This window comes from Gemmata algarum (assembly GCF_034097035.1).
Classification (GTDB): domain Bacteria; phylum Planctomycetota; class Planctomycetia; order Gemmatales; family Gemmataceae; genus Gemmata; species Gemmata algarum.
The window spans coordinates 26,469-43,886 of record NZ_JAXBLV010000056.1; the positions used below are offsets into that span (position 1 = coordinate 26,469).

A 17,418-nucleotide genomic window follows, 5' to 3' on the forward strand; every position below is an offset into this window, starting at 1 on the left:
GACCACCTCAGCCTGTTTGAGTTCGGGCGAGGGTGGGGCGGATCGCTCAGGCGGAGTCGCGCTGCACTCCTCAACGGGAAGAGTTGGGCGGCGGCCGTTAGTTGACCGGGATGAGGGCGTACCCGTCGGCCTGCCGGTTGACGACCACGGTCAGGGCGGCAAGCGCGACCGTGATGCCCTTCTCAACTTCCGCCTCCTGAATGCCCTTGTAGCTCAGCGCCTGCCCGCACACGAACACCTCGACGCCGGCCTTCTGAAGGTCGCGGAGGACGGGCAGGTTGGGGTTCTTCGCGGTCCCGAACCTCGTCTTGTACGCGGCGTCCGCCAGGGCCGTCTTGGTCGCCTCACCGTGGAACACGACGGCCACCGTTACGTCGGACGCCTTCAGCCCCGCCGAGCCGTAGAGGTTGAGCAGCCGGGCGACCCGCTCCAGCCCCTTGTTCACGTCGCCGGGCTTGGCGTCGGCAGTAATGTCGAACACGACTTTCGCCCCCTTGCGCGGTTGCTCGGCGGCTTTGGGCAGCGGCACCACCCCGCCAACGTTGGGGATGATCGGGAAGACCAGCATCGGTTTGGTTGGCGGTTGGGCTGCGGCCCAGGCGGTCGCGCACAGGACGGCTGCCACGCTCAGGCACGTTCGCTTCATCGGGTCGTCCTCGCCGGGGGAGTGGGCGTGTGCAACAGGTACGTTTTGTAGCCGCCGCCCAAGTTGGACACGGCGAACCCGGCCTGCATCAGGATGCGGGTGGCGAGGTAGCCCCGCTGACCGACCTGACAGTACGCGACGACGGGCCGGTCCTTGGGCAGTTCGACTAGCCGGCGGCGGAGGTCGTCCACCGGGATGTTCAGCGCGTCGGGGATGTGGCCGCTCGCGAACTCGGTCGGGGTCCGCACGTCGAGGAGCAGCGGCTTGTCCGCCGCCGCCGCGACCGACTCCCAGTCGGTCTGCGGGTGGTCGCCGCGCAGCAGCCCGCCGGCCACGAAGCCCGCCATGTTGACCGGGTCTTTCGCCGAGCCGAACTGCGGGGCGTAGCACAGCTCCATCTCTTCGAGGTCGAACACCGTCATCCCCGCCTGGACCGCCACCGCCAGCACGTCGATCCGCTTGTCCACCCCGGCCCCGCCGACGCCCTGCGCGCCGAGCAGCTTGCCCGTCGCGGGATCGAAGATCACCTTCAGCGTCATGCCCTCGGCACCGGGGTAGTACCCGGCGTGGTGGGCCGGGTGGACGTACACCTTGCGGTACGGCCGCCCCGACCGCTGGAGCGCTTTCTCCGACTGCCCGGTCATCGCCGCCGTCGTGCCGAAGCAGCCGAGGATGGCGGTCCCCTGCGTGCCGCGGTACTTCGTTGTCCGCCCGAAAGCGTTGTCGGCGGCGATCCGGCCCTGACGATTCGCCGGGCCGGCGAGCGGCACCTGGGTGCGTTCCCCGGTGCCCACCTCCGTCGTCTCGATTACGTCCCCGACCGCGAAGATGTCCGGGTCGGTGGTCTGAAGGTACTCGTTGACCCGGATGCCGCCGCGCGGCCCGACTTCGAGTCCGGCCCGGACCGCGAGGGCGTTCTCGGGCCGCACGCCGACGCCCAGCACGACGAGTTGGGCGACGCGGGTGTCGCCGGACGTGAGCGTGATTCTCAGCCCGTCCTGGTCGGAGTCGATGGCCTCGGCGGTCTGGCCCAGCAGCACCTCGACGCCCTTCTCTCGGAGTGCCGCGAGCAGGGGCGTGGTCATCTCCGCGTCGAACGGGGGGAGCACCTGTCGGTTGCGGTCGAGAACCGTGGTGGCGATGCCCCGGTGCATGAAGTTCTCGGCCAACTCCAGGCCGATGAACCCGGCCCCGACGACGACGGCCCGCTGAACGCCGCCGTCCGCCAGGGACTTGATGCGGTCGGTGTCCGCGAGGGTGCGGAGGGTGAACACGTTCGGGAGGTCGGCCCCCGGCACCGGCGGGCGGATCGGGGCGGCTCCCGGGGCGAGGATGAGCTTGTCGTAGGTCTCCTCGTATTCCCGGCCCGAGGTGAGATCGCGAACGCGGACGGTCTTCTCCCGCCGGTCGATGGCCACGACCTCGCTCCGCGTCCGCACGTCCAGCCGGAACCGCTCGCGGAGCCGCTCGGGGGTGGTGACGAGCAACTTGTCCCGCGCGGGAATCACCCCGCCGATGTGGTACGGCAGGCCGCAGTTGGCGAACGACACGTCCGGGCCGCGCTCGATCAACACGATCTCGGCGTCCTCCGACAGGCGGCGGGCGCGGGCCGCCGCCGACGCGCCCCCGGCCACCCCGCCGACGATGACGAGCTTCATGAATGTGTCCTTTCGGCTTCAGGCGGGCGGCTCCGGTGCGGTGTGCTCACGTTTCGCTCGTGGCCTTCGGGCCGACCCTCTGGAGGGCCACCATGTGGCTCTCCATTGAGGCGCGGAACCCGTACCCGGCGATCTCTTCTCGACCACATCCGCGAACAGTCCGGTCCCGCCTCCGCAGTCAACTTCTCGTTCACTCAAGGGAACGGCGATCTCGGGGTCGGGTCACTTGCCGGCGGGGGCGAATCCGGCCTTGAGCAGGTCGGCGTAGCCGGGCTTCAGGGGGCGCGCGTCGTAGCCGAGTTTCTTCAGCTCGTCCGCCGCCTTCAGGCACCGAACGCCGGACCCGCAGTGCAGGTAGACGACCTTGTTCTTCGGGGCGATCTTGGCCACGTCCTCGGCTTTGGCCCCGCCCTTGAGGGTGCTCAGCGGGAGCAGCTTGGCGTCCTTGAGGTGGCCGTCGTCCCACTCCGACTTCTCGCGCACGTCGAGCAGCACCGCCTTATCGTCGGCGAGTGCCTTTTTGATCGCGTCGGTCGTGTCCTTCGTGTGGTCCGCCGCCCCCGCCGGGGCCACCAGCACGGTCGAACCCACGACCATCGCGCCGAGCAGGATCGAAGTCCGCATCGCCATCTCCTCCGAGGTGCCGCTCCACATCGCCACCGTCCGCCGGCGGCGTCAGAACGGGTACGTCTTCCGGGCTGCGCCGACCGAAGCTCTTTCACGGCCCGGCTAGTTCTGTCTGTTTCTTGTGGCACAGACATTCCTGTCTGTGCGGCCTTATCGCGCGGCACAGGCATTCCTGTCTGTGCCACAAAGACAAAACCAAAACGGACACCAACAGCCGGCTCGTGTATCAGGGTCGGCTGACCGCACAGGACGGCCCGCCGGCCCCGCTCGCCGTCGGAGCGACCCGGTTCCACGGCATCCGGGCCAGGGCCATCCCCATGCCGCAGGTGTCGGTGACGCCGGCGAACACCAACCCGGCCCCGACGAACGCCGACAGGCCAATAAAGTACGGGTGAACGAACGCGCCCAGCACCGCGCCCAGTAAAACCAGCAGGCCGGCGGCGATCCGCACCTGCCGTTCGAGCGCGATCGCCTTCTTGCCCCGGCTCGCGGGCAGGCCGCACTCCACCCACGCCGCGGTGCCGCCCGCCACGTTGACCACGTTCGCGTACCCCGCCGCGAGGAACTTCTCGCACGCCTGCCGCCCCCGACCGCCCGACTTGCAGATGACGTACAGCGGGGCGTCCGCCGGGCCGGTGCGGGCGGACATGACCGCCCGCGGGTCGAGGTCGGACAGCGGCACGTTGCGGGCGAACGGGCAGTGGACCTCGCGGTACTCGACCGGGGTTCGCACGTCGATGAGTTCGACCGCCGCGCCGCCCTGCCGCTTCGCGGCGAGGTCGTGCGGGCTGATGGTCGTGACTTCCATGAACGCCCTCCCGAAAGGTGTTAATGTCGAGATTTAAAGACATATCCGGCACGAAATCAGCCGGCCTGGGGGCCGGCGAACCGCTCGCGGATGCAGCCGAAGAACTTGCCCAGACACGGCTCGGTGATCTTGTAATAGACCTTCCGCCCGTCCCGCTCGGGTGCGAGGAACCCGCACCGCTGCATCAACCGGAGGTGGCCGGAAGCGATGTTGCTGGGGATGTCGCACGCCTCGGCCAGTTCCCCGACCGTGTACCGATCCTTGAGCAGCATCTCCACGATCCGCAACCGGTGCGGGTGGGCGAGCGTCTTCAGGCATTCCGCCGCCTGACTCAGGCGGTCGAGGTCAATCAGGGTGTCGGAGGTCATGCCATCTCCTCTGCAGATCAATATATCTTGATCTTTAGACATGTCAAGGGCGGGGCGCTCGCGCTTCGCACGCCCGACCGATTCAGGATTACCGGTCAGAAGTCGTCAGGTCAGCAAGTCACAAGACGTTGCATCGACCTGAATTCGTGACGTTACGACTTCCGGCGAGTGGACTTTTGACCGGACATTCTCAGGTTGCGGGCGGCGGGGTTGATCGAGACGGTGGAACCCGCGGGGCGGTTGAGGGGCTACGGCCTGATCTTGAAGGAGTGGCCCACCTGCCCGTTCTTCCGCTGACCTGTTTCGGATTGGGGCAGGTAGGCGCGGACGTATTCGACGGTGGCCTTGTCCGCCGCCACCGTGACGCGAACGTGGCCGGACGGCGGGAGGAATTCGCCACGGACGTACCCGTACTCCTCGGCGTTCCGCAGCCGGTCGAAGCCGGGGTGCCCCGGTTGCGGCACCATCAAGTAGGTCAGGTCGTCCAGTTCCTGATGGGCGTAGAAGTGGTCGTGGCCGTGGAACACGACCGACGCCTTGTGCTTCGTCAGGAGCTGGTGGACGGGCAGGTCCCAGCCCGGTCGCTTCTCCTTGAACACGTCCGTGCCGTTCCGCCCTTTGCCGCCCCACTCGTAAAGCCCGGCGGCCTCGCTGCCGCCGCGCCCCGAATCGTCCAGCCCGCCGACGAGGTGGTGGATGAACACGAACTTGTACCTGGCCTTCGACCCGGCGAGGGTCTTCGCCAGCCAGTCGTACTGCTCCTTGCCGAGGGTCCGCCCCCAGTTCCCGTCCGCCTTGTTGCGCCCGGTCTTGGCCGTCGTCCAGAACGGGTCGAGCGTCACGAAGAGGGCGTCGCCCCACTCCCAGGCGTAGTAGTTCTCGACGCGACCGACGTGCTTCATTTCGGTCGCGTTGCCGGTGTAGAAGCCGTCCGGGTACGGGTTCGGGAACAGCTTCTTCCGGGTCCGGCACGACCAGACGGGCATGCAGTCGGCGGTCCCGTCGTAGCGGTCGAGCCGCTCGCCGTCGTGGTTCCCGGGGACGAGAAAGAGCGGGGCCGAGTGCGCCAGCCGGCCGAAATAGTACCGCTGGGCGACGTACTGCGGCAGCGCGTCTTGGAACTTCTCGTACTTGTCGGTCATGAACGTGTCGCCGAGGTCGATGTGGAAGTCCGGCTTGTCCGCGAGGGCGTTGGCGAGGGTGCGCGTGTAAACCGCCGGGCGGGTGGTCTGGTCGAGGTGCGAGTCCGACTGGACGGTGAAGACGAAGGCGCTGCCGGGCCTCCGCCGGGTGTGGAAGGTGTGCTCCTCGTCGGCCTTGAACTCCTTCTCCCCGTCCGCGCGGGTGTCGAGCCGATAAAAGTACCGCGCGTCCGGCTCCAGCCCGGTCAGCACGAACTCGACCGGCTCGCCCGTCTTGAGCGGGCGGGCGTCCGCCTGCTTGTCGAGCTTGCCGGACGCGGCGCCGTAGCGGATGCGTGCCGTCATGTCCTTGTACGCCAGCACGCTGACCGTCACCGACGTGTCGGTGGGGCGGGCGAGGATCACGTCGAACGGGTGGGCCGGCGCCGGGCCGGCGAAGACGTGCTTCGGCCCGCCCTTGTCGTTGGGCTGCTTCTGCGCGAGGGCCGGCCCGCTCGACGGAAAGACGGCGGCGAAGACCGCCGTCAACAACCCGAGCGAGCCGGCGCGGAACGCTGCGGCGGGAGATACGGGGGTCATGACCTGGCCTTGACGGTGTAGCTGTGGGCGATGTCGCCCGTTTTCTGCGTGGCGGTTTCGTCCTTCGGGAGCCAGCAGCGGACGTACTCGACCTGCGCCTCGTCCGGGGAAACGGTCACCCGCAGGTAGCCCGAGTTCGCCCTCTTCGTGCCGGACGTGTAGGCGTCCTCGTTGTGGGTGGCGTAGAGGTGGTCCGCCGGGAGCGGCACCTCCTGGTACACCACGCCGTCCCGCTCCTGGCGGGCATACAGGTGGTCGTGGCCCTGGAAGAAGACCCCGACGCCGTGCTTGGCCATGAGCTGGTGGACCGGCAGTTCCCACCCCGGTCGCTTGGTCTTGAAGTCGCCGCCCGCGCCCTTGCCCCTCGGCTTGCCGCCCCACTCGCAGAACTCCGACATCTCGACGCCGCCCCGCCCGCTGCCGAGGACGTGGTGGGCGAAGACGAACTTGAACTTCGCCTTGCTCCCTTCGAGCGTCCTCTTGAACCAACGGTACTGGTCGTCGCCGAGGGTGATGTCCCACCAGTCCCGGTTCTTCGGCTTGTCCTCCCGCTTGCCGGCGCCGCCCGGGAAGCCGGTGTCCACCTGGGCGGGCGAGTGCCAGTAGTTGTCGAGGACGACGAAGAGCGCGTCGCCCCACGTCCAGGCGAAGTAGTCGCGGAGCAGCCCGATGCCCCGGAACGCGCGGGCGTCGCCGGTGTAGATGCCCTCGGCGGCGGGCATCGGGAAGAGCTTGTTCCGGGCCGTCTGCACGCCCACGGCCACGTCGTGCAGTTCGCCTTTCTGGTTGAAGTTGAAGAGCGACGCCTGTTCGTGGTTGCCGTTCACCAGGTACAGGGAGGCGAACTGGGCGACGAGGCTCAGGAACGGTCGCTGGAGCAGGTACGGGGCGGTCAGGCTCTCGGCGTTGACCGCCCGCACCTTGTTCACGCTGAAGTCGTCGCCCATGCAGAAGTACAGGTCGGGCCTGTCGGCGGCGGCGCGCTGGAGCGTCCGGGCGTACAGGTTCGGCTCGCTCATCTGCGGGCGTTCCGGGTGCGAGTCCCCCTGCACGCAGAAGGTGAACGTGTCGCCGGGCTTCCGCTGGGTGTGGAACTGGCACTCGGCTCGGGCGTTGAACGCGGCGTCGCCGGGTCTGCGGAAGTTGAGCCGATAGAAGTACCGGGTGCCGGGCCGGAGGTCGGGAATCGCCACCTCGACGGGCTGGCCGGGGGCGAGGGCCGTCGGCGGCGTCTTCAGGGCGTACTTGCCCGCCTCGGTGCCGTACTCGATGAACGCTTCGAGGCGGTCGGCGGCGACGAGGTTGGCCGTCACCGACTTGTCCCCGGCCCGGCCCAGCACCAGCGAGAGCGCGTTGTGGGCCGACAGGTCGGCGGGCAGGGCGTAGGCGCCTGCGTTCGCTCCTTTCGGCTGGCCCATCGCGGATTCGGGGGCCAGCGTCAGTCCGCCGGCCACGGCTGCGGCGGCCCCCAGGAAGGCTCGCCGGTCGGGTTCATGATCCACGCTGGCTCCTCGGATTGGGTGAGGCGGCGGGAGCGTCTTACTTCGCCTTCCGCTCGTAGGTGTAGCTGAGCGTCGTCTCGGCGAGGGTGATGTCCTTGATCGCCCCGAGCAGGTCGGCCCGCGTCACCCGGTCCGTGCCGAACTTCGGCTCGGCGGACAGGGCGTAGAGGGTGATGTGGTACTCCTTCGGCCCCGGCCCCTTCGAGTTCATCGGGTCGTACCCGGTGCGCCGCTTGTCGTTGTACCCGGCCGTGCCGACGCCCGTGCTGTTCTTCTCCAGGCCCGTGACCGTGGCGGGGATGTTCGCAACCACCCAGTACGACTTCACCTCGTCGCCGTCCGCCCTCGGCTTGTGCCACAGTTGCAGGGCATAACACTTCGTCCCGCCCGGTGCGCCGGACCACTTGAGCGGGGGCGACACGCCGTCGCCGTCGCCGGTGAACTCCGGCGGCATCCTCCCCTTGTGCTCGAACGCCGGGCTGGTGAGTGTGAAGCCGCTCGCGGGCTTCGGCACCGGCGCGTCCTCGTTCTTCGGCGGGGGGCGGTCGTCCTTGCCGCCTTTCTTCTTCGGGGGCGGGCGTTTGCCGTCGTCGCGGGCCTTGTACGTCTCGGTCGTCGTCGTCCCGCCGGGTTCGGTGAACTCGAACTGGTAGCCCTCGGCGGTGGCGGTGTACTTGACCGAGCCGGCCTTCCCGCCCTGCTCGTACCTCACCGTCGCCGTCTTCTTCGCGTCGTCCCGCTCGAACGCGGTGATCTTGGCCCCGCGCAGCGGCGTGAGGGCGGGCCGGGGGGAGTAGGCCCGAGGCTGCGGGTCGACCTGGTCGTCCCGCACCGTGACGACGCCCCGCAACCCGCCGTTCACATACGGGTACTTCTTGGTCGAGTAGTAGCGGTAGCCGCCCTTCTCCGTCCGCCCGTTGAACTCGTCGAGGTCGTTCGGCACCTTGCCGTCCGCGTCGGTGAGGCCGTACAGCGGGAACCCGTCGAGCGCGTACCCGATGGGGTTGCCTTTGCCGACGACCTTTTCCAGATGGACCGGGGCGGTGTGGTAGTGGTAGTCGTCGGCCCGCCCGCAGTGCCCGCCGTACTCGTCCAGTTCGCCGGCCAGGAACGTGTCGGTGCGCCCGTCGTTCTTGATCGGGTTGAAGATCGGCACCCCGTTCACGGCCAGGGCGATGGCCCCCCGGAACAGCGCCTTCTTCGCCGACACGGGCCTGTCGGACAGCTTCGGGACCAGGGGGATCTGCCACGCGTTGCGGCCGGTGTACGCCTGCGGGATCGGCACCTGTTGCTGCCACGCCGTGATGCCGACCATCATCGGGTGGTCCGGCATCCCGTTCGACCCGACGTAGAACCACGTGTCGTCGCTGCGGTACTGGAGCTTGTCCTTGAACGGCTCGAAGTGGGCCTGGATCGCCGGCTTCGGCTTGCCGTCCTGGGCGACGGCGAGGGCGCTGACCGTGCCGGTGACGAGCAGCGCCGCGACCGCGACGCCGCGACCGCCCTTCGCCGTTCTGCGGACCACCGCCGCCACGAACGCGAGCCCGAACACGGCGAAGACGGCCCAGGCCGGGTTCGGGGATTCGTTGCTGGCCGCAGAACCGGGGGCCGCGGCCTCCGGCGGGGCTTCCGCGGTCCCGCCGTTGAGCCGGCGGATTGCCTCGCCCCGGTCCCGAACCCACGCGCGGTCGGCCGCGCTCAACTTGTCGAGCGGCACCCACACCGTCGCCCCGCCGTGCTTGAGGATTTGCACCCGCCCGTCGCGGGCCAGCACGAACGCCCCTTCGATCTCGAACAGCCCGTCCGCGTCCTTCCACACCCGCAGGTCCGGCGGGTGGTCGCCGTCGTGGGCGTGGGTCGCGCCGCCGAGTGAGAGCAGCAGGGCGAAGCACCAACACGCTGGTCGGGTCACGTCAGTCCTCCTCGACCACCCGCCGGTCGGCGGCGTGGTGCGCCGGGTGCTTGAAGAAGTCGCCGCCCAAGTCCCGCTGTTCGAGCAGTTCGACCGCCACGCTGTCGGGACCGCCCCGCGCCTTCGGCATTCCGGCGAACACCATCCGGTGGACGACGCCGGTGGCCGGGTGGTACCAGAGTTCGACCCGGTTCGGCCCCCGGTACTCGGCCGACTTCTTGACCGCCAGCAGACCGCGCTTGCCGGCCGCGTCCGGGCCGAGTGGGGTTACGGCGTAGGCGGCTCGGAGTCGCACCAGATCGGAGCGCAGGTCGGCGAACGGGATCCCGTGCTGGTGCCCCGGAACCGGCCCCCGGAACCGCAGCGGGTCGCCGCTCACCCGCACCGCCCCCGCCCCGACCGGCGGCACCGACCAACTCTTCTCCCCGTCGCTGCCGGTCACGAACGGGCGGCCGTCGGGGAACTTCCGAACCAGAACGTACTGGTCGGGCCGGCGGACGTGGAGCGTGGCCCCGTCGATGGGGGGCCGGCGCTCGTCGGGTTGCTCCGGCACGGCGTCGAGGGCGCGGATGCGGTAGGAACGGTCCCGGCCCTCGTCGGCCTGTTCGATCAGCCGGTCGAGTTCCGTGGCCGCGCTCGCCTGGGGCGGGGTGCCCGACCACAGCGCCACCAGCGCGACGGTGACCAGGGCCGCGAACCCGCCCGCCAGTCCGATGCGCCGCCGCCACCGCCATCGGACAAGCGGGCTGCCGCCCGCCGGGGTCGGTGATCCGACCCCGCCCGGCCGCTCACGCCCCACAGCACCGGCCCCGATGACGCCGCGCAAGTGGTCGTGGAACCGGACCACGTCGGCGAACGCGGCGGCGTTCTCGGGCGACGCCTTGATCCAGGCGTTCAATTCCGCCTCCCGCTCCGCCGTCAGCGTGCCGTCGAGGTAGCCGTACGCCAGGAGCCGCTGCTCGGTACTCATGCCCCGGCCTCCAGCGCCTTCCGCTCCACGCACGCCCGGAGCCGGTCGCGGACCCGCTGGAGGGCTTTGGCGACCGCGTTCGCCGCCGTGCCGGTTCGCTCCCCGATCCGGGCCGGCTTCAGGTCCAGTTCGTACCGCAGCCGGCACAACTCCTTCGCCTGGGGGTCCAGGGCCTCGACGCACCGGCCCAGGTGGTCGAGCCGCGGGTCGTGCGGGGGGACGACCGCGAAGGCGTGGGCCAGGGCGTCCACCGCGTCCGAGTCGAACGCGATCCGCTCCCGGTTTTTCCGCCGGCAGTGCAGCCGCACCTGATTCCGAGCGATGCCGATGGCCCAGGCCACGAACGGCTGCGCCGGGTCGTACCGCCCGAACGCGTTCAGGACCGCGACCGCCGTCTCTTGCAGCACGTCGTCCCGGTCTTGGAAGTCGCGGACGAGTGACGTGACGAACGCGGAGACGTGCGGCACCGCCAGCGTCCAAAGCCGGGTCGCTTCCACTACCGCTGGGTTCACCGCAATCCCTCCCGCCCGGTCCCGCCGCCACCATTACTTAACCGACCCCGCCAGAACGTGACATGCATTTCCAAAAATGGGTCCGAAAGAACGCCGTCGCCGGCACCCCTCGATACACCCGGTGGAGCCCACCCGTTCGTCTGGTCGTGGAGCTACACCCGATGACTCATACCAAATCCGATTGATCCGTAACCCTCTTCAAAGCCGGGAAGGCTGGTTTTACAGGGTTGTTCTTACACTCGACGGTTACGGATCAATCGGATTTGGTATCAGCCCCCTCCATTCCACGGCTCACCCGGCTGGCGGATTGGGGCTATGTTTCACGGAGCGATTACGGGGCTGAAATGGGCCTGACAATATAGCAGGTGAGGGAGTATGAAGAGCGGGCTAGCCTAAAAGCTTGGGAAGCAAGGCACTTCCTGCGGGTGTCGTGCTACCGGCTTTTCTCCTGGTGTGGTCTCGCCCGGTTGCGATCCGCTCGATTCCCCTCTGCGTTTGGCCACCTGACTCACTTCGCCGGTATCGCCTTGAGCACCTCTTCCGCCTTTGCACGCCCGCCGTGCATCTTGCTGACGGTTGCGAAGGTCACCTTCCGCCTGGCGTCGAGGACGAACGTTGAAGGGTACGCGGTCTCGTTCTTCGCGTCCCAGCGCAGGCCGTAAGCGTTCGTGAACGTGTAGTCCGGGTCGAGCACCAGCGTAAAGTGCGCCGGGTAATCTTTACCCTTCACGAACTCGCCGGCGTGTTCCTTCAGCTTGTCCGCGGGTCCGGGGTACACGAGCACGACCTGCGCGCCGGCCCTCTTGAACTCGTCCGCCTTGCCGGTCAGTTCGCCGACCTGCTTGGTACAGAGCGGGCACTGGTAGCCGGGGTAGCCGCGCAGCACCACCAGCACCACCGGCCCGGACGCGGTCAGCTTCGAGAGCGTGATCTTCTCCCCGCCCAGCGCCGCCAGCTCGAAGTCCTTGGCCTCGTCGCCCACTTTGGGGGCGTCGGCCGCGGACGCGCAGCCGGCGAGAATTGCGAGGACCGCGGCCGTCGCCGTGAAACGCTTCGTCATGATCTCATCTCCTGGTAAGCCGCGGCGCGACACCGCACCGCGGCCGAGTTGGATGCCAGGCGAACTGGTTCGGTTACCCCGAACTTACCGATCCCGGCAGGTGCGGAACCCGCCCCACACGGGCCACACGCCGGGGCCGGCTCCAATCAGCGCCCGTGACCGCTCCGCGATGCCTTCCGGCTCCGCTACGGGCGCGTTCCTGGGGCGACACGGGTTAGTCCGCGAGCGTGTCGAGCTGGCGGTCGCGGTAGTGGGCGCGCAACAGGCCGAAAAGCTCCCGCACGCGAACCGGCGCGTGCCCGCGGGCGCGGTTCGCGGCGCCCACCCGGAACACCAGCGCCCACTGCGCGAACAGCGTCCGGTACGCCCGCCACAGGGGCCACGCCGGGTCGTACAGGTTGGTCGATTCGGAGGTCGCTCCGTTCAGCTCCACGACCGCGAACCCGCGACCGGCGCGGAACTCCGCCGGGTCGGCGTACCGCACGTCGAACCGGCCGACGAAGAACCCGTCGAAGTGCTTCGCGAGCGCGTCGAACGCGGCCTCCAGTTCCGGCGTGACGAGGTGCGCGCCGTCGCGGAACAGTGTGCCCTGACAGTGATTCCCAGCTAGTCCCAGCGCGAACGGTTCGCCCGCGCCGAGCACGCGGCCGGCGTCGGCGCGGTGGCGGGACAGGAAGACCGCCGCCTGCATCCGGTAGCGCGGGTGCGCCCAGACCCGTTCTTCGAGCGTGCTTCGGCCGTCTCCGGTTACGACGGGAAACACCTTGTCCGTGACCGAGAAGATGCGGCCGCGCTCTTCGCCCGGGACGCGCGCGTAGAAGACGCCCGCCTCGAACGGTCCGGCGTGGAACGGCTGCGCGATCACAGGGCCGGGGTTCGCGAGCAGGTACTTCTCCACGTCGGCGGGGTCGTGAACCTTTTTCACCCCCGCCCCGCGCTGCCCCGCGTCCGGCTTCAGCACCAGCGGGAAGTTCCATCCACGCTCCGCAAGCGATTCGCGGAGCTGTCGCACGCGGGCGCCGTGCTCACCGGCCGGGACCAGTAGCGTGGGAATGATCCGCTCGTTGGGCAACTTCGCGAGGATGTCCGACTTCGATTCGCCCACCACGCCGCCGGCCGGGATGCCGGGGTTCGCGGCCGTCCACACGGTGAAACTGCGGTACCGCAGGCTCAACAGCGCGTACCACGGCACGAGCGGCAGGTAGAACGCCCACGCCGGCCAGAACTCCCACCGCCACAGCTTCGACACCGCCGCCGCGACCTTCAGACGGCCGGTGCGGGTGAAGAATTGCGGCCCGGTGCGCACCGCGACGAACGCGCCGACCGCCGCCGAGAGAACCGCCCAACGGGGCAGCGCGGCGCCGAAGAACGCGACCGACAGCACCACCAGCGGCACCCACACCAGTGCGGCGACGAACGCCCACAGCAGGAACCGCACGCCGCCCCGTCGCGCGATCCCGGCCGCGAGCAAAAGCGGCACGCGGGTGCCCGGCAGGAAGCGGGACGCGAACGCGGCCCTCCCGCCGTGCCGGCCGAGCCAGTGGGAGAGCGCCGCGCGCCGCGACTCCGGCAGGCGGCGCGTCACCCACCCGCGCCCGCCCGCGGCGCAGCCGACCAGCCACACGCCCGCGTCGCCGAGCGCGATGCCTGCAAAGCACGCGGCCACCGCCGGGAACCACTCGACCCGCCCGGCCGCGACCAGGAGGCCGGCGCCCAGGCACGTCAGGTCTTCCGAAACGAACGTCGCGACGACCAGGGCCGCGAACAGCACCGGGCCGGAGAGCATCGCGGCATCGAGGAGCGTCGGAGGGGTCACGCGGCACCGGCGGCAAGGGGAAGGCGGGTCGTGGTGACGGCGGCCGGTTGGTCGGGCGCGCCGGCGCGGTACGTGAAGAGCGCGTCCGCCTCGCGAACGTCGAGGACCGCGTAGCTCACCGTGCGGGCGTCGGCGCGGCTCATGTTCACGCTCAGGTGCTCGCGCCCCGGCCAGCGGTGGCGGTGGAACGCGTACTGCGCCTCTCCCCACGTTTCCGGCGCGCCCGCGAACATCTCCGCGAACCGCTCCCGCCGCACGCCCTCGACCAGATGATCGCCCAGCCCGGACGACGTGAACATCTGCGGCGAACGGCCCACCAGCCGCGACATCACCATCGGTTCGCGACCGTCCCACCGCACGTCCGCGACAACGCCTTGGCCGACCAGTACAAGGCGAAAGGGCGCGAAGGCGCGGTAGTCCAGCCGCTCGCACGCGGCCAGCGCGGCGGAAGGCGACTCGCATTCGAGCAGCGCAGGAACGACCGCGCCGCGCGAGCGCGCGGGCCGGAGAGGGGGCCGAGCACGCGCGGGCGGGTTGACGTTCAGCACCGCAAGCGCGAGGCCGGCGTCGTTGACGGCCAGCCACGTTCCGCCGGAAACCGGGTCGGTCGGCAGCGCCGCGGCGCGGGCGCCGAACTGGCACACGCGCGGGGGCAGCCCGGCGGGGCGCGCCCGCGACTCGTCGCGGTTGAACGCGACCTGCACCGCGCCCGACGGGAGGGGCACGACGGTCAGCGTACACACGGGCGGCCCGTCCTGTGCGCGAGGGTGCTCGGGGCGTAGCCGAAGTCGGCGGGCACGTCGGCCCCGAGCAACTTCACCGCCACCCGGATCAGCGCGTTGTGGTGAACGGTGTGGCCGAGGACGAACGCCAGCTCGCGTTCCGGGCTGGTGAGGGCGAGGGCCGGCGGCCGGTCCGGGCTGACCAGCGATTCGAGGGCCACCGGGCGCGGCAGCGCGGCCCACTCGAACGCGAGCAGTTCGGCTTCGAGGCGCCGAACCGCTTCGAGCGCGGCGCGGCGGTCGCGCTCCACGTCGGTGCCGCGGTCGCGGCGATCGTAGCTGAGTCGGCCGGTCGGCAGCCCGCGGAGCAGGGCCGCGATGTGGTCGAGGGCGTGCCGAACATGCCCGCCGATGCTGCTCTCCACGACCCCGACCGGGGCGCGCGTGTACTCGTCGTCGGTGAGCGTTTCGATCAGGTCGGACAGTTGGCGCAGCAGCCCGGCCAAGGGGCGGACGGCCGCCGGTTCGCGCCCGCACGGAGGCTCGGCGGTACAAACGGACAGGGACATCGGGTCGGCTCCGAACGGGTTGGTCGGTCGGTACAGGTGTGATGCCGGGCGGCGCCGTTGGTTACACCGCGGCCCGCCCCACGAACGGCAGGTCGCGCCACCGGAACGCCAGTACCACCAGCGCGCACAGCGACACGACCAGCGCGAGCCCGAACAACAGCCCGCCGTCGCTCTCGCCCGTGTCGGGGTTCTTTACCGCGATCCCGATCATGGTCAGGTGAGTCATGAGCGCACCGCCCATCAGCCCCAGCGCCAGCACCGCGCCGACCGCGGCCGTTCGCGGGATCAGGATCAGTACCACGCAAACCAGTTCCATCAGGCCGACCAGGGTCGCCGCCGGGCGCCCCCCGAGCGGGCCGAAGATGTGCCGCGTCTCCGGGGCGTAGGTGAACTTGAAGTACAGCGTCTGCGCCAGAATCACGGCGACCAGGACTTGCGCCGACCACGACAGGGGCGCGGCGTATTGAAACCACGTGCCGGCCCGAGCGGGGGGCACGGTTCGCGGGCTGTCGGTCGTCATCGTCAACTCCGGGTTCAGGGCTCTCGCGGCGCGCCGCGGATGCTGGTACGATGCCAGCACCCCCGTTCCGGTTACACCGAGTCGCGATGCCCGACCTCAACCAACCCGCGGACCGCGAGGAAGTCGCCGCTTTGCGCGCTATTGTCGAGGGCACTGCGGGCCACACCGGCGAGGAGTTCTTCCGCTCGCTCGTGCGGAACCTGAGCGCGGCGACCGGCGTTCCGAACGCCTTCGTGGCCGAGTTCGCCGAGCAGAAGACCCGCATCCGGTCGCTCGCGTTTTGGCAGGACGGGGCGTTCCTCCCGCCCGACGAATGGGAACTGGCCGGCACGCCGTGCGAGGACGTGCTTGCGGGCCGCTTCTGCCACCACCCGACCGGCGTGTCGGAGAAGTTCCCGAAGGACGCGGGCGTCGAGAGCTACCTCGGGGTGCCGCTCCGCGACGCGAGCGGGGCGGTGCTCGGGCACCTCGCCGTGTTCGACGCCCGCCCGATGCCCGCCGAGCCGCGGCTCCTCTACACGTTCCAGATCTTCGCCGCCCGCGCCGCCGCGGAACTCGACCGGCTGCGCATGGACCGGATGCTCCGCGACAGCGAAGAGCGCTTCCGGGATTTGTTCGAGGAGGCCCCGGTCGCCTACGTTCACGAGGACATGGAGTCGCGCTTCATCCGCGCCAACCGGACCGCCCTGCGCGTCCTGGGCTTGAAGCCGGAAGAAGCGGTCGGCACCGTCGGCATGTCGCTGGTGCCGGACACGCCCGACGCTCAGCGGCTGGTAAAAGAGGCGTTCGCCTCCATCGGGCGCGGCACCGATACGGGCGGCGTGGTGCTCGAGCTCCGCCGCAAGGACGACGGGCGCCCGATCTGGGTTCAGTGGTGGTCGCGGCCCGACCGCGGGGGCCAGTTCACCCGCACCGTGTTCATCGACGTCACCGAGCGCGTGCTGATGGAGCGGGAGCAGGCGCGGCTCCGGCAACAGAACGTCTACCTCCAGGAAGAGCTCAAGGCGGCACACAACTTCGACGAGATCGTCGGCCAAAGTCCGGCGCTCGTGTCGGTGCTGCAGCGCGTGTCGAAGGTGGCCGGCACCGATTCCACGGTCCTCATCACCGGCGAAACCGGCACCGGCAAGGAGCTGGTCGCGCGGGCGGTCCACTCCGCCGGCCCCCGGAAGGCGAAACCGCTCATCAAGCTGAACTGCGCCGCGCTGCCGACGACCCTCGTCGAGAGCGAGTTGTTCGGGCACGAGAAGGGCGCGTTCACCGGGGCCGTCGCGCGCAAGCCGGGGCGGTTCGAGCTGGCCGACGGCGGCACCCTGTTCCTCGACGAGGTCGGTGAGCTGTCGCTGGAGGCCCAGGCGAAGCTGCTCCGCGTGCTCCAGGAGCGCGAGTTCGAGCGCGTCGGCGGCACGGCGCCGGTGAAGGTGGACGTGCGGGTGATCGCGGCGACCAACCGCGACCTCGCGCAGCTCGCGAAGCAGGGGACGTTCCGCGACGACCTCTTGTACCGGCTCAACGTCTTCCCGGTGCGCCTGCCGGCGCTGCGCGAGCGCCCCGGCGACATCCCGCTGCTGGTGCGATTCTTCTTGGGCAAGCTTTCGGGCCGGCTGGGCAAACGGATCGAGCGCGTGAGCGGGGAAACGCTGGACGCGCTGGTCGGCTACGACTGGCCGGGGAACATCCGCGAACTGGAGAACGTCATCGAGCGCGCGGCGATCCTGTCCGACGGCCCGGAGCTGGTCATCGACCCGGACGTGCTGCCGGTCACGCGGGGGGACGACGCGCCCGCCGGGGCCGGCGGCCAGAGCCTCGTCGCGGTCGAGGCCGACCACATTCGCAGCGTCCTCGCGCAAACCGGCTGGGTGATCGAGGGGCCGAACGGGGCCGCGACGGTGCTCGGCCTGCACCCGAACACGCTCCGCAGCCGGATGAAGAAGCTCGGCATCCTGCGGCCGTCGTAGCGGCCCGCCCACGGCCCGTCGTGGCGCCCACGAAATGTCGTGGGCGGCG

General features: G+C 69.9%; 16 protein-coding genes. 1 reads left to right on the forward strand and 15 read right to left on the reverse strand.

All coding sequences use genetic code 11. The annotated features are described in order from the left end of the window. Positions 1–97 precede the first annotated feature (97 nt). From R5W23_RS06510 to R5W23_RS06580, 15 genes are all read right to left on the reverse strand, one after another. Entirely contained in the window at positions 98–646 is a 549-nt protein-coding gene (locus tag R5W23_RS06510) for a DsrE family protein (RefSeq protein ID WP_261185508.1), read from the reverse strand. Then, positions 643–2,304: an FAD-dependent oxidoreductase gene (locus tag R5W23_RS06515; RefSeq protein ID WP_320685637.1), complete on the reverse strand. Its 1,662-nt coding sequence runs from the start codon at positions 2,302–2,304 to the stop codon at positions 643–645. Before R5W23_RS06515 ends, R5W23_RS06510 begins: the two co-directional genes overlap by 4 nt. A 222-nt stretch (positions 2,305–2,526) precedes the next feature. Next, positions 2,527–2,928: a rhodanese-like domain-containing protein gene (locus R5W23_RS06520; protein WP_261185510.1), complete on the reverse strand. Its 402-nt coding sequence runs from the start codon at positions 2,926–2,928 to the stop codon at positions 2,527–2,529. 229 nt (positions 2,929–3,157) lie between these two features. Continuing rightward, positions 3,158–3,739 carry a rhodanese-like domain-containing protein gene (locus tag R5W23_RS06525; protein WP_261185511.1) on the reverse strand — a complete coding sequence of 194 codons (582 nt, stop codon included), beginning with the start codon at positions 3,737–3,739 and terminating at the stop codon, positions 3,158–3,160. 56 nt (positions 3,740–3,795) lie between these two features. After that, on the reverse strand, positions 3,796–4,107 hold the full coding sequence (locus tag R5W23_RS06530; RefSeq protein WP_320685638.1) for an ArsR/SmtB family transcription factor: 312 nt from the start codon (positions 4,105–4,107) through the stop codon (positions 3,796–3,798). Positions 4,108–4,355: 248 nt separating this feature from the next. Next, positions 4,356–5,828 carry a metallophosphoesterase family protein gene (locus R5W23_RS06535; protein ID WP_320685639.1) on the reverse strand — a complete coding sequence of 491 codons (1,473 nt, stop codon included), beginning with the start codon at positions 5,826–5,828 and terminating at the stop codon, positions 4,356–4,358. After that, positions 5,825–7,330 (reverse strand): metallophosphoesterase family protein, encoded by a 1,506-nt coding sequence (locus R5W23_RS06540; protein ID WP_320685640.1) that lies wholly within the window; start codon positions 7,328–7,330, stop codon positions 5,825–5,827. Before R5W23_RS06540 ends, R5W23_RS06535 begins: the two co-directional genes overlap by 4 nt. Before the next feature lie 37 nt (positions 7,331–7,367). Further along, positions 7,368–9,242 (reverse strand): YHYH protein, encoded by a 1,875-nt coding sequence (locus R5W23_RS06545; RefSeq protein WP_320685641.1) that lies wholly within the window; start codon positions 9,240–9,242, stop codon positions 7,368–7,370. 1 nt (position 9,243) lies between these two features. After that, positions 9,244–10,212, reverse strand: a complete 969-nt coding sequence (locus R5W23_RS06550; RefSeq protein ID WP_320685642.1) for a hypothetical protein — start codon at positions 10,210–10,212, stop codon at positions 9,244–9,246. Continuing rightward, entirely contained in the window at positions 10,209–10,724 is a 516-nt protein-coding gene (locus R5W23_RS06555) for a sigma-70 family RNA polymerase sigma factor (protein WP_320685643.1), read from the reverse strand. Before R5W23_RS06555 ends, R5W23_RS06550 begins: the two co-directional genes overlap by 4 nt. A 508-nt stretch (positions 10,725–11,232) precedes the next feature. After that, positions 11,233–11,784, reverse strand: a complete 552-nt coding sequence (locus R5W23_RS06560) for a peroxiredoxin family protein (RefSeq protein ID WP_320685644.1) — start codon at positions 11,782–11,784, stop codon at positions 11,233–11,235. A 214-nt stretch (positions 11,785–11,998) separates the two neighbouring features. After that, the gene (locus R5W23_RS06565) at positions 11,999–13,600 is read right to left on the reverse strand and encodes a VTT domain-containing protein (protein ID WP_320685645.1); all 1,602 of its coding nucleotides are present in this window, start codon (positions 13,598–13,600) and stop codon (positions 11,999–12,001) included. Beyond that, positions 13,597–14,343 carry an NRDE family protein gene (locus tag R5W23_RS06570; protein WP_320685646.1) on the reverse strand — a complete coding sequence of 249 codons (747 nt, stop codon included), beginning with the start codon at positions 14,341–14,343 and terminating at the stop codon, positions 13,597–13,599. The genes R5W23_RS06565 and R5W23_RS06570 overlap by 4 nt, the downstream gene beginning before the upstream one ends. Continuing rightward, entirely contained in the window at positions 14,331–14,891 is a 561-nt protein-coding gene (locus R5W23_RS06575; protein WP_320685647.1) for a DinB family protein, read from the reverse strand. Before R5W23_RS06575 ends, R5W23_RS06570 begins: the two co-directional genes overlap by 13 nt. Before the next feature lie 61 nt (positions 14,892–14,952). After that, entirely contained in the window at positions 14,953–15,411 is a 459-nt protein-coding gene (locus tag R5W23_RS06580; RefSeq protein ID WP_320685648.1) for a hypothetical protein, read from the reverse strand. 86 nt (positions 15,412–15,497) lie between these two features. Here R5W23_RS06580 and R5W23_RS06585 point away from each other — a divergent pair, with 86 nt between their 5' ends. After that, the gene (locus R5W23_RS06585; RefSeq protein ID WP_320685649.1) at positions 15,498–17,369 is read left to right on the forward strand and encodes a sigma-54-dependent Fis family transcriptional regulator; all 1,872 of its coding nucleotides are present in this window, start codon (positions 15,498–15,500) and stop codon (positions 17,367–17,369) included. Positions 17,370–17,418: the final 49 nt, after the last annotated feature.